Here is a 12,298-nt window from a genome sequence, read left to right on the forward strand (position 1 = left end):
GCAGGACTGGCCGATGAATGCCCCGCCCCGACGATGGAAAGACTGGCTGTTGAGTGACACACCTGCTTCACGCAAACAGGCCGCGCTCGGCCTCGCTTATCGGCGCTGGCGACGCTTCGCGGGCAATCCGCTGTCTGTGTTCGGCTTTGTGATTCTCGCCTTGCTTATCGTCGTCGCGGCAATCGGACCGCTGATCGCGCCGCACGATCCACTGCAGCAAGTCCTCTCCGACCGCCTTCTGCCGCCGGGTTCGCCGTCACACTGGTTCGGCACCGATCAGCTTGGCCGCGACATCCTCTCCCGGCTGATCTATGGATCGCGGCTCACGCTTTCGATCGCGATTCTGGTCGTGGTGATCGTGGTTCCAGTCGGCCTCCTGATCGGCACCACCGCCGGCTTCTTTGGCGGCTGGATCGATAACGCGCTGATGCGGGTCACGGACGTGGCCCTCGCGTTTCCGAAGATCGTGCTGGCGCTCGCCTTCGCGGCCGCGCTGGGACCGGGCGTCATCAACGCGGTGATCGCGATTTCGATTACGGCGTGGCCGGCCTATGCACGTCTAGCGCGGGCGGAGACCCTGCGGCTCGTCCAAGCCGATTTCATTCACGTCGCGCGGTTGCAGGGCGCGTCGCAGATACGCATTCTCTTGCGCTATATCGTGCCGCTGTGCTCGTCGTCGGTGATCGTGCGCGCGACGCTCGATATGGCCGGCATCATCCTCACCGTCGCGGGTCTTGGGTTCCTCGGCCTCGGCGCGCAACCGCCGAGCCCCGAGTGGGGTTACATGGTCGCGTCGGGCCGCAATGTGCTGCTCGATTCGTGGTGGGTGGCCACCATTCCGGGCGTTGCCATTCTGTTGGTGAGTCTCGCCTTCAACCTGCTCGGCGACGGTCTACGAGATGTCTTCGATCCGCGCCATGGAAACTGACATGCCAGCCGATATGACCCAGCCCCTGTGTGAAATCGACGACCTGCGAATCGGCTTTCGCGGTCACGACGGCGAATTGACGGAAGCCGTACGCGGCCTGTCGCTGACGCTCCATCGCGGCGAGCGGCTCGGCATCGTCGGCGAATCCGGCTCTGGCAAATCGCTGTCCGGGCGCGCGCTGCTCGGCCTGCTGCCGCCTGCCGCGCAATACCATGCGAAGGCGATGAAGTTCGATGGTCACGATCTGCTGGCGATGTCGGCACGCAAACGCCGGCAACTGTGCGGCCAGCAAATGGGCATGATCCTCCAGGATCCAAAATACTCACTGAACCCGGTGATGACCGTCGCGCAGCAGATGCGCGAGGCGTTCGAACTGCACGGCCCGAAGCTCGGCCGCCGCGAGATGCGCGAGAAGATCATCGCGGCGCTGGCGGCGGTGCACATCCGCAATCCGGAGCGTGTCGCCGATGCCTACCCGCACGAGTTGTCGGGCGGCATGGGACAACGCGTGATGATCGCCATGATGGTGTCGTCCGGCCCACGACTGCTCGTCGCCGACGAGCCGACCAGCGCGCTCGACGTGCTCGTCTCGATGCAGGTGCTCGGAATTCTCGACGAAATGATCGAAAAGCACGACACGGGCCTCATTTTCATCAGCCATGACTTGCCGCTCGTGATGTCGTTCTGCGACCGCGTCGTCGTGATGTACGCGGGGCGCGTGGTGGAAACCTGTGCGGCCCGCGATCTCGTTCACGCCCAGCATCCTTATACGCGCGGCCTGCTCGCGGCGAGTCCACCGCTCATCAATCCTCCCGATGAACTGCCCGTGCTGAAGCGAGACGCAACATGGCTCACGCAATCGACAGGAGCGTCAGCATGATCGACGTCAACGCCCTGACGGTCCGCTTCAGGACCAAGACCGGTTACTTTGACGCAGTACGCGAGGCGAGCTTTCATGTCGGCGCAGGCGAAGTGTTCGGGCTGGTCGGCGAATCGGGTTCCGGCAAGTCGACGATCCTGCGTGCGTTGACCGGACTTGCGCCCATCGCCGGCGGTCATATGAAGGTCGGCTCACATGTTCCTGGAGAGAAGATCAACCGCTCCTTTCGACGCGACGTGCAGATGGTCTTTCAGGATCCATACGGCTCGCTGCACCCGCGCTTTACGGTCGATCAGACCTTGCGCGAGCCGCTGTCCATCAACGGCATCGACCGGCAGGACGAACGCATCGTGGATGCGCTGCGCGAAGTCGGCTTGAGTCCGGCGTATCGCTTCCGCTATCCGCATCAGTTGTCAGGAGGCCAGCGGCAGCGCGTCGCAATCGCACGAGCACTGATTCTCGAACCGCGCGTGCTGCTGCTCGATGAGCCGACGTCCGCGCTCGATGTTTCCGTGCAGGCCGAGATTCTCAATCTGCTGCGACGGCTTCATCGCGAACGCAATCTGACGATGATGCTCGTGAGCCACAACCTGGCCGTGGTCGGCTTTCTCTGCTCGCGCGTCGCGGTCATGCGCAATGGCGAGATCGTCGAGCAGTGCGATGTCGCTTCCATTCGCGCGCAACAGGTCGAGCATGAGTACACGCGCAGCCTGCTTCTCGCGACCGCGGGCTATCAGCGCAAGCCGGTTCAAGCATTATGAAGCGCATCTGTCCACGCGGGTCTTCAGAACGACCCACCGCCGCCCACTACGATCTGTTGCCCGGCAATCGACCCACCATCCGGTCCGAGCAGGAATGTGCTCATGTCATTGCGTTGGGACTGACACTCGTGACTGCAACACGAGAGAGTTCAGCCCTATGGCGTGCGGCCTCGGGCGTCGGCGATCCGTGACCATGCTACGCATGCATTGCCGAATGCCATCGTTCTACAAAAGCCCAGCTTAATCGGCTTCCGCGGCCGCCTCGAAAGTTGCGTGGGCTGCCTGAACGGCATCGGCATGACTAGTAGTCCATTCGAACAGTGGCACCGACCGGCTGTTCCAGCGTCCGGCCCCGTTCAGTGAACGCATATTCGACACCGAGCGTGGCCAAGGTCAACACTGTCCAGCGCACAAGGCCATTGCGTTCAAGTCGCCGGAGGCACTGCACCAGACTTTTCTGCGAAATGCCTTCGACGTCACGCCGAATCGCATTGAATCGGCGGCGGTACCCGTGGTCAGCGTCACCTGCACGTTGACAACCAGGCCGTGCAGGTTGTCGGTCAATACATGACCCATATAACAGAGCGTCGCACCCGTTCCTTTGCTCTTGTGAAACAGGCGTGCTCATTGCGCCGAGATTTACGCTCGCCAACGCGGGCAACAAAGCCAACTCTCTCATGTGTCGAATTCTTGTTAGTCGGCACGACCGGCGCGAGCGCTTTTTTGTTATTTCCAGTGCCGCACAAGCGGCGTTACGCGCCAGATGTCGCCGTCTCGACTATACGCAATCGCCTGCTCCAAGCTCCGCGCGCCACGCTTTACCATCTGCGATCCGTCACGCACAAACCCCATGCCCATAAGGGCCAGCGTACTAAAAGGCTTCCGAATCGCGGCATAGACCTTCACGTTTCTCTCGCGCATCTTTACCCACCGGTCAGTGTTGAAAAAGCACGCGGCCTTCAAACTGCGCGGCGACGGCATGCGCCTCGCCCGCATCTTCAATAACGTGCGCGATCACGAAAGCGTGCTTGCTTGAGTCCCAAGCAAAGCCGTTACGCTACGCGAAACGAACGCGGCCATCGCCGCACTCAAATTTTGAGTCGCGAGACCTTGGTTCCCGAGAGCGACACATCTCCCATCAGACCGGCATTGGTCAGCACGATCGCATTGACTGGTGAAGTTGCCGTTGTCGTATCGATTGAACCGTTCGCACCGACCTTCAACACCGCGACTGACCCTTCTCCACCGACCGACCAGCCTTTGGAGTGGCGAAAGCTGTTGAGCGCATCATGGGTCATGAACAGGAAGATGATGGCCTTCGATTGAGCACCCGCCTGCAGGCCAAATGACCCCGATACCGTATTGTAGTAGCCAACGGACTTCCCACCTACGCGCAATGCGCCTTCGCCGTACTCGCCACCGGCCACGAAGCCGACCTTGATCACCGATGGGAACACGAGCACACCGTTCGCCTTGTCGACCAATTCCCTGGACCCCTTGACGTTCGCGTACAGCTTCGACAAGGTCCCATGGACCTTTGCATCGATCGCCCGCCGCTTCGAATCGTTGGACTCGTTAGCAATGGCGTCCCTTACCGCCCCTAGGGGCACCGTGAGCGCAAGACCCGAGCCAACTAGTGCTGCGCCTGCCCGTACAAACACTCTCCTGTTCATCGCTACCTCCGTCGTCGTTGTTGGTTCGGCTAACTAATGGCACTGTTCATCCATAGTAAGTGGCTCAGCAGCAGGTGAATAGCCCCTCGAGAAAAACCGCAGTTCGTGTTCAGCCCCCTATGGTATCTGTACGGTAGCGAACAGCAGTCACGAGAACTTTGGTGATATTGGCGTGCTTAATAGTGACCTCAAACGCATTTGCAGCACGACCCACGATGTTATCGTCGATCTGTACCACGCCGTCGTCGCAGTAATAGATGAGTGCCTGCGACCGGCTCAGGAAGTAATTTATTGCCTTCGCCGTTTCCGACTGCAGCGGGAGGATCAATAGGTGACCCCGCAGCCATCTCCCAAGGTCGTCGAGTAACGTCCTTGCCTGCTCATCACAGTACTGTTTGAACAGCTTAGTTTGATCCCGACTCCAATCCGCTTTTCAAAGGGCCGCTTGCTGAAATTTGCCGACGATGCGTCTTCGTGCGCACCATTATGGGGCTGAGTCTGCATGACTTCTTTATGGTCGTGAAAAACCTGATCTGTCGGCTCACTACAACATGCAATCCATCCCGCTATCAATCGGATGGACAACGGTGAATAATAAATTTGCAAAAAAGAAAACTCTATATATGTAAAGGATTGCTGAGTTTATGCTGTCTCGACCCAGAGATGCGGTGAGATTGACAGCCCGAGGTTTTCGCGATTTTTGTGCTTCGAGATCTGCGTTCTCCATTTTGTGAAGCTATTTCACCGTAATTTTCTGGAGTGATGCAATGAAAAGAAACCTTATGGCGGCAGCCCTTCTAGGCGTGCTTGCGAGTGCCGCACAGGCCCAAAGCAGCGTCACGCTGTACGGCCTGATCGATGCCGGCATCACCTACACGAACAGCCAACTCACAAGCCAAGGCGGCCGCAGCAACGTGCAGATGACGAGCGGCTCGGTGGAGGGCAGCCGCTGGGGCCTGCGCGGAGCGGAGGATCTAGGGGGTGGTCTGAAGGCAATCTTTACGTTGGAAAGCGGCTTTAACGTGAACAACGGGACCTTTTCACAAAGCGGTCGGGAGTTTGGGCGTCAGGCCTTTGTCGGCCTGTCGAGCGTCGACTTTGGTGCTGTCACATTAGGTCGCCAGTACGACAGCATGATCGATTATGTGGGGCCGTTGGCGCTGACTGGCACGGAGTATGGCGGAACGCACTTCGCCCACCCGTTCAACAACGATAACCTGAACAACAATTCCTTCTCGATCAACAACTCGGTCAAGTACCAGAGTGCGAACTATGCGGGTTTCCAATTCGGTGGGCTGTACGGCTTTTCCAACGCAGCAGGCGCTTTTGCAAACAACCGTGCATACAGCGTGGGCGCGTCGTACAGTTGGGGCCCCTTGAACTTCGGTGCCGGGTACCTTCACCTGAATAACGGCGCGAGCTCGCAGGCGGCGGCCAACTTCAATGCCAACGGCGCCGTGACGGATGGCCAGGCGCTCACTGCCGCGCGCCAGCAGACGTGGGGAGCGGGGGTGAACTACGCGTTTGGACCGGCAGTCGTTGGTTTCGTATACACACAGACCAACCTGACTGAGATATTCCAGACTGGCTTGAGCACCCATATCCAGAACTTCGAGGGCAATATCCGCTATAACCTGACGCCAGCGATGAACGTGTCCGGAGCGTATACATACTCACGCGCGGGCGGTAACGCCGGAAGCGGTGCTCCGCACTGGAACCAGGTTGGCCTGCAGACGGGTTACAAGCTCTCCAAACGCACGGACGTGTATCTGCAGGGTGTCTACCAGTCAGTCAGCACGAGCCAGAACACCGCACTCGGGGTGGCGTTCATCAATGGACTGAGCGCGCCTTCATCGACCACCAACCAGGTCGAAGTGACGGCGGGCCTGCGTCATCGCTTCTAGAGCAAGCGCATGCACAAGCGCGACCTGCGAATTCGCGGGGTGGGGCGACACCGCGTGTGCACTGCATTTGTGACACGCGGCGGGACACGTCAAGCACGGCCCGCCGTGAAGGCCAAAGGTTGTCAGCCGGGGGCGAACTTCCGTGAGTGAATACGTAGCAATCAGGTTGTCCTACAGCAGATGAAAAGACCGTTCATAGGACATGCGCAACGCAGCGGCCAGGCATACCCCGGACGCTTGGTCAACCCCACAATTCGAACGGACCACGCGAAAACGGAGCTTCGCTCAGTTCGCACTGGGCCGGTGGGCCTGCTGGATGATTCCGAAGCTTTCCGTGAAAACAGGCGGCTTCACGGCTTGCTGCAACAGTGCAATGAAGACGGGCGTGTTTGACTGCTTCCGATATTCTCGCGCCACACCTGACGCCCAGTGGTCACCTGCTTGCGGTGCCGGAGGACGCTGCGCCACTATTGACGGATGAAACACGACTGCCTTATTGCCGATGCGCCGCCGCTGACGGGCGGGGAGTATCTAACGGCAGATGAGCTGGCCACGCTGTGGCGCGAGATCAATGCTGCCTTGAACCAGGAACTGGCGACCACAAAAGTCTCGCTTCAGGATTTCCTCAAGTTGCGCCACCCGGCCTGGAATCTCGTCGGCCGCGTGCATTTCAACCTCGCCGTCGCTTCGCAAACCTCCGTCCCTTTCTGCTGAAGTACACTATGGCGACATTCCCCAAAGAAAGCCGCTCGCACAAGGATGCGGACCCCTCGGGCACAGAGGTGTATTCATCGCAGTCCCGGTCGGCAAAAAATCGCCCCGTGGTATGACTAGTCAGTTTCCAGGCATTGACCGATTGTTTAACGCCCGAACGGAGCGAAATCGATCCATGGATATGTTACAGGCCATCCGTGCCTTTTCTCACGTAGCATCAGTTGCCAGCTTTACCACGGCAGCACAAGAACTCAACCTCGTTACATCTCAGGTATCACGCGCTATAGCAGACCTTGAGACGCACTTGAACATACGTCTGTTGCATAGGACGACTCGGCACGTGGCATTGACGGAGGCAGGGGAGCGGTATCTTTCCCACTGCGAAGTGATTCTCAAACATTTGGAACAGGCGGAGGCTGAGGCGTTGGGAGTGAGCGCCGAGCCCTCTGGGACACTTCGGATCGGCGTCTCCGCGAGCTTTGACCGGCACCACCTACCGGGTCTGATATCAGGCTACCTGGAGCGATTTCCGCAGGTTTCGGTGAGCGTTACACTGGTGCAGCAGATACAGGAAGCGATGCTTGGCCATCACGACGTCGTACTTCTTTGCTCATCAGAACCGCCCGTACCCGGCATAAGCTCTGAGTGTCTTGGTGCGATGTCTTCGATCCTCTGTGCTTCACCTGTCTACCTGGCACGTTACGGAGTACCAAAGACACCTTATGACCTTAAGCAACATCGGTGCATTGATCTCGCTGGCGATGTGTCATCTGGGGAATGGCAATTTGAGGGGCCATTGGGTCATGAGGCATGTTCGGTCGGCCACACAGTTCTTCTGAGCGACCTATGCGACGTACTCAAAGATTCCATTCTGGCTGGTCTGGGCGTAGGCCCATTGCCCCTTCGGGTTGGAATGCAAGAACTGCGTGCTGAGTCAGTGGTGCGCGTCCTGCCTGAGTACAGGGTGAACACGCGTAATGTCCACGTGGTTTACTCATCTCCCCTGCCTCTCGATAAAAAAATAAGGACATGGGTCGAGTATCTGCAGGAAGTGTTGCCCCAACGTCTTGCTAGTGATGAGGCCGCGTTCGCGCCTCTTGCTGCGGCGTCGGCTGGCAACGGCATGTCCGCAAACGACATACAAAACTGAGGTACTGACGATACCTCGAAATAAACGCGACTTTTCGATTAGAGGGCTAGACTAGAGAGCCAATACCGGTCTCACTTTGAGTTCTTTGAGTAAGCGGTTATCGCTCACGGAGACGCGCCCTCGTGTGGGTGCAAGGAACATGACAAAACAAAAAAGCCAACCTTTGGGCTTGCACCCGTGGTTGGCTTAAGAGTGCGGCCCGACGTTTCGAGCCGTATGTCATGCGTTCTATTAGAACTTGTGACGGATACCCAGGCTGACGATTTCCTGACTGGACGAACCTGCTCCGAAGCCATACGAGCCAACCGATGCGCCTGCGTCGACGATGGCGCCCGTGCTTTGATCACGCTGATGGCCGCTTGCTTTCTGGTAAGCACCGATCAGGTACAGGTCGGTACGCTTCGACAGACTGTAGTCGCCGCCCAGCGAAACCTGGTTGTAGCTTGCCGACGCATCGCCAGAGCCGTGCGTGTAGGTGTAGCCCAGACCGAGCAGCATTGCCGGCGTGACCTGCCAGCCTGCGTAAGCGCCAGCAACCTGGTACTTCTGCTGCGACGCGAAGCCCGAGAATGCGTCCGGCTTGTACTGCGCGAAGCTGTAACGCACGTTGAACGTGAACGGACCCGTGACAAATTGGCCAGCTGCCGAAGTGATGTCGATCTGCTTGGCAGACTGGTACGCGCCGTTGATGTTCGAGCCGTCAAACGTACCGTCCGACGTCGCGCCCGAACCCCAGACGCCAGCCGGCGTTGCCGGAGTGAAACCGCGGCTTGCCAGCGTGTTGCCGTTTTCCATGCGGAAGTAACCAGCAGCAACGCTGAACGGACCGCCGCTCCACGTTGCTGCGCCTGCCCACGATTGGCCTGAACCCGTTGCGCCAGCGACGCCGCCGAGAGCGTACATGCCTTCGAACTGGAAGCCGCTCCACACCGGCGAGACGTACTTGATGGCGTTGTTCGTACGCGAGCTGTTGTCGTTGTTGTCAACGTCGCCCGGCGTCGCGAACGTGCTGCCGAAGTAGTTGTCAGCCGTCAGCGGCTGGACCATATCGACGAGCGGGTCGTATTGGCGACCCATCGTGAACGTACCGTAGGCGTCGTGCGCCAGACCGACATACGCCTGACGACCGAACAGGCGACTGCTTTGGAGGCTTTTGCCGTTATTCGGATCGAAGCCGCTTTCCAGCTGGAAGATCGCCTTCAGGCCACCGCCAAGGTCTTCCGTACCCTTCATGCCCCAGCGGCTACCCTGCAGGTTGCCGGCTGCCAGCTGCCACAGGTTGTCGTTGGCCGTGTTGGCGTTGTGAATGTACTGGATCGATTCGTCGATCAAGCCATAGAGCGTCACGCTGCTTTGTGCATGAGCTGCGCCTGCAGCGCCAAGCAATGCCAGCGAGAGGGTCGACAATGCAATTCGTTTCATCCGTTTCTCCGCGCAGAATGATTCGCTTTGTTGTTACGAACGGGAGGGTAACTCGATATCCTTGGATTAACGAAGCGAAACAAAATTGTGTATCAAAATACTGACACCTACGCGCCTCATATTTGACTCGGACTGCTTGCCGTTTATTTTTTTCATGGCAACACGTAGGGATCCTAATAGGGTTTTCCCGGGGCTTTCTTCGCCCCGTTCTGAAAAGACCGGTACTGAAGCCCGTCAGTAACCCACTAAACCGAGAAGTTTGTATGGAGTATTTGCTGAATTTATGGACGGTTGGGCGGTGGCGAGAGAAATCCGGCGCAGACTCTGCGCCAAAGCAACTTTGATCCGACCTATGCCAACGCCCCTGATCGCTCCAGCCGCTATATCCTCTGCGACCCATTCGCCCGTGATGCAGCAGTACCTTCAGGGGTGACACTTCAATCCTCAGATGCGGTTTAACAGGTTCGTCTTCCTCAACCGTCCCATGCTCAGTCTGGAGGCTCATCTTGGCGTACCCGCTTCGCCACAAGCCCCGTTTCCCACGGACTACGTCACCTTGCCAGTGTCGGCAAGTCACAGCCGCTTCGGCTCACTTCCTCTCGCAGCAGAGAGAGGGCATGCCCCGGTACCGCAACGTCAACTTCTCCGGGTACTGCATTCCAGACATGCTCAAGCAGCTTCACCCCCCATACGGGCGGGCTACGCTGGCTGGGCGTACCGTACGTGAAATCCGAAACCCACAGCTGGTTTGGCCGGTCTGCCCTGAACTGACGGTTGACACGATCCAGCGGGCGTGGGGCCGATACTTCGGGGATGGTAGTACGCACTCGCTTACCGCGAATCACGCCGCGCAAACCCTGTAGCTTCATCAGCCGCTCAACTGTGCAACGTGCCACTGCGACACCTTCCCGCTTCATCTGCTTCCAGACTTTGTCCGCGCCGTAGACCCGCATGTTGTCCTGCCAGAGGCGCTTGATCTGCGGCCGCAAAAACTCGTCGCGTTTTGCGCGGCCACATCGCGGCGACGGATCGTGAAGTTGTGCGGCATGACGCCGGTAGCCCGACGGGGCAATCCGCAAGACCTTGCAGATTGGCTCGAGCCCGAAGGCGTCGCGGTGCAGATCGATAAAGGGCAACTCGGCCATTCTGAAGGCACCAGATCGCGCCCCCTCTGGACCACGATCCAAGATATAAATGCCACACATGACGGTGACGGCGCTTTGGTTTTTGTTGTTCGCTCACCCGGACCCTAGCGTGAGGCCAAACCATAATGCGCGAACGTCCGCACCGGTATCGCCGTCATGCATCGATAGAGTCGGTGCTGGAGGAGCTCGGCTGCAACGGACTCTTCTCTGCCGAGGGCGCAGCGTGGGCGCCTCAACGAAAACTGCTTATGCATTCGTTGTCCATTCCACATATCAAAGCCTTTTATCCCAGTCTTAAGGCCACTACGGAGAGGCTTTACCCACGTTGGCAACGCGCAGCGGCGCACGGAAATGTAGTCGAGATGACTGACGATCTCAAGCGCTACACGGTGGATGTCACCAGTGCTCTTGCTTTTGGTGAAGATCCGAGAACTCTAAAAAAACACCGTGGTGTCATACAAGAGCATCTCGCGCTTATATTTCCGATGTTAACGAATCGTATCAACGCGCCTTTTCCATACTGGCGATATGTGAAACTCCCTCGGGACTGCGAACTCGACCGCTCTCTGATCGAAGCCCACGGATACGTGCGAAATATGATGAGCCGGGCACGTGAACGAATGCGCGATGACCCGTCGGAGTTGCCAAGTCATCTCCTTGAAGCGATGCTGGTTATGCGCGACGCGCCGGAGTCCGATGTAACCGACGACCAGGTCGCTGCAAATGTTCTCACGCTACTGCTTGCAGGCGAAGACACGACAGCGAATTCGGTAGCGTGGACGCTGCTAAACGTTGCTGCCGATTCGGCCTTGCAACAGAGACTCTTTGACTCGTCGCGCGGTGTGCTCGGCTCAGCTCCCGTTTGCCCGGACTTTACGTCGTTGAAGCAACTGGATCTGCCCGAAGCGGTTTGTACGGAAACTGGAAGGCTATGTCCTGTCGTCGCGATCAACTCGTTTGAGCCATTGGAAGACGTGTGTCTCGACGACATCACGCTACCGGTTGGTACGAAAATGTTTTTCTTGAATCGGGCCGCCACACTCGACGCGCGCAATTTCTCTAATCCTTTGCAGTTCGACCCTGATCGCTGGCTGCATGACGGGAGCCGCCCGCGCACCACGCACGACTCACGTGCGTACCGGCAATTCGGCGCCGGGCCACGTGTGTGTCCGGGACGTCACCTGGCCGCTGTGGAAATGCGCCTGGCGCTGTCGATGCTGATGGCCAACTTCTCGATCCGAATGGCTGTCAACCCAAGTACGATTCGAGAGATGAATGCCTTCACCATGGTCCTGAGTGCCATGCCGGTGCATCTGTCAGCACGGACCACGTGAATTTCCTCGGCTCGCGCGCGCACTCGAAACATCAATGCGTATTGGCTTGAACCAGAATTCTTTGTGAACCTCAGTGATGAAACTTGCCGGCCAAGGAAGCTCAGCTTCAGGCTGAGTTCGACCAACAGCCGACTTCCGGCAAAAACAGCAAAGCGGACGTTGCAACGCCTCGCTTTCGCCACGGCGTTCTGCCCGTCGTCGCTGCGCGAAACTCGCCCTCGGTCGCGGGCGCCCCCCTTCGCCTGGTTTCTTGACGAAGTAGATACCGACGAACCGCCTGGAAGCAAAACGCGACGGTAAACCCCGTCTGCGTATGACCCTTTCGTCAGCAGAGAACCGAGGCGGATAAGCACAAGCACGTCCAACACGATGACGTGTACTATCGCC

General features: G+C 58.4%; 11 protein-coding genes and 2 pseudogenes. 7 read left to right on the forward strand and 6 right to left on the reverse strand.

Annotated features, from left to right (window positions below; genetic code table 11):
- Positions 1-13 precede the first annotated feature (13 nt).
- The 3 genes from nikC to P0D96_RS25790 are packed head-to-tail and all read left to right on the forward strand — an operon-like array spanning position 14 to position 2,569.
- Positions 14-928 carry a nickel transporter permease gene (gene nikC, locus P0D96_RS25780; protein WP_408178699.1) on the forward strand — a complete coding sequence of 305 codons (915 nt, stop codon included), beginning with the start codon at positions 14-16 and terminating at the stop codon, positions 926-928.
- Position 929: 1 nt separating this feature from the next.
- Complete coding sequence (locus P0D96_RS25785) at positions 930-1,808, forward strand: ABC transporter ATP-binding protein (protein WP_408316126.1); 879 nt, start codon at positions 930-932, stop codon at positions 1,806-1,808.
- Positions 1,805-2,569 (forward strand): ABC transporter ATP-binding protein, encoded by a 765-nt coding sequence (locus P0D96_RS25790; protein ID WP_408316128.1) that lies wholly within the window; start codon positions 1,805-1,807, stop codon positions 2,567-2,569. Before P0D96_RS25785 ends, P0D96_RS25790 begins: the two co-directional genes overlap by 4 nt.
- Before the next feature lie 301 nt (positions 2,570-2,870).
- Here P0D96_RS25790 and P0D96_RS25795 read toward each other — a convergent pair whose 3' ends face one another.
- From P0D96_RS25795 to P0D96_RS25810, 4 genes and pseudogenes are all read right to left on the reverse strand, one after another.
- Positions 2,871-3,017, reverse strand: coding sequence for a winged helix-turn-helix transcriptional regulator (locus P0D96_RS25795; RefSeq protein WP_408316266.1), 147 nt, complete (start codon positions 3,015-3,017; stop codon positions 2,871-2,873).
- A gap of 23 nt (positions 3,018-3,040) precedes the next feature.
- Positions 3,041-3,193: pseudogene (locus P0D96_RS25800) on the reverse strand (IS5/IS1182 family transposase); the annotation flags it as partial.
- 464 nt (positions 3,194-3,657) lie between these two features.
- On the reverse strand, positions 3,658-4,242 hold the full coding sequence (locus P0D96_RS25805; protein WP_408316130.1) for a BPSL1445 family SYLF domain-containing lipoprotein: 585 nt from the start codon (positions 4,240-4,242) through the stop codon (positions 3,658-3,660).
- A 109-nt stretch (positions 4,243-4,351) separates the two neighbouring features.
- Positions 4,352-4,645, reverse strand: coding sequence for an IS66 family transposase (locus tag P0D96_RS25810; protein ID WP_408316268.1), 294 nt, complete (start codon positions 4,643-4,645; stop codon positions 4,352-4,354).
- A 364-nt stretch (positions 4,646-5,009) separates the two neighbouring features.
- On the opposite strand from P0D96_RS25810, the gene P0D96_RS25815 reads away from it, so the two are divergent.
- From P0D96_RS25815 to P0D96_RS25825, 3 genes are all read left to right on the forward strand, one after another.
- A complete protein-coding gene (locus P0D96_RS25815) occupies positions 5,010-6,146 on the forward strand; it encodes a porin (protein ID WP_408178695.1) in 1,137 nt (378 codons plus the stop codon).
- 477 nt (positions 6,147-6,623) lie between these two features.
- Complete coding sequence (locus P0D96_RS25820; RefSeq protein WP_408316132.1) at positions 6,624-6,860, forward strand: hypothetical protein; 237 nt, start codon at positions 6,624-6,626, stop codon at positions 6,858-6,860.
- Between the two features lie 175 nt (positions 6,861-7,035).
- Positions 7,036-8,010, forward strand: a complete 975-nt coding sequence (locus P0D96_RS25825; RefSeq protein WP_408316134.1) for a LysR family transcriptional regulator — start codon at positions 7,036-7,038, stop codon at positions 8,008-8,010.
- A 231-nt stretch (positions 8,011-8,241) separates the two neighbouring features.
- On the opposite strand, the gene P0D96_RS25830 is transcribed toward P0D96_RS25825, so the two are convergent.
- Together P0D96_RS25830 and P0D96_RS25835 are read right to left on the reverse strand one after the other, a co-directional pair.
- A complete protein-coding gene (locus P0D96_RS25830) occupies positions 8,242-9,432 on the reverse strand; it encodes a porin (RefSeq protein WP_408178692.1) in 1,191 nt (396 codons plus the stop codon).
- Positions 9,433-10,151: 719 nt separating this feature from the next.
- Positions 10,152-10,589: pseudogene (locus P0D96_RS25835) on the reverse strand (IS3 family transposase); the annotation flags it as partial.
- 113 nt (positions 10,590-10,702) lie between these two features.
- Between P0D96_RS25835 and P0D96_RS25840 the strand changes: the two are divergent.
- A complete protein-coding gene (locus P0D96_RS25840) occupies positions 10,703-11,911 on the forward strand; it encodes a cytochrome P450 (protein ID WP_408316136.1) in 1,209 nt (402 codons plus the stop codon).
- Positions 11,912-12,298 lie beyond the last annotated feature (387 nt).

The sequence above is a fragment of the Paraburkholderia sp. RL17-347-BIC-D genome (assembly GCF_046027915.1).
Classification (GTDB): Bacteria; Pseudomonadota; Gammaproteobacteria; order Burkholderiales; family Burkholderiaceae; genus Paraburkholderia.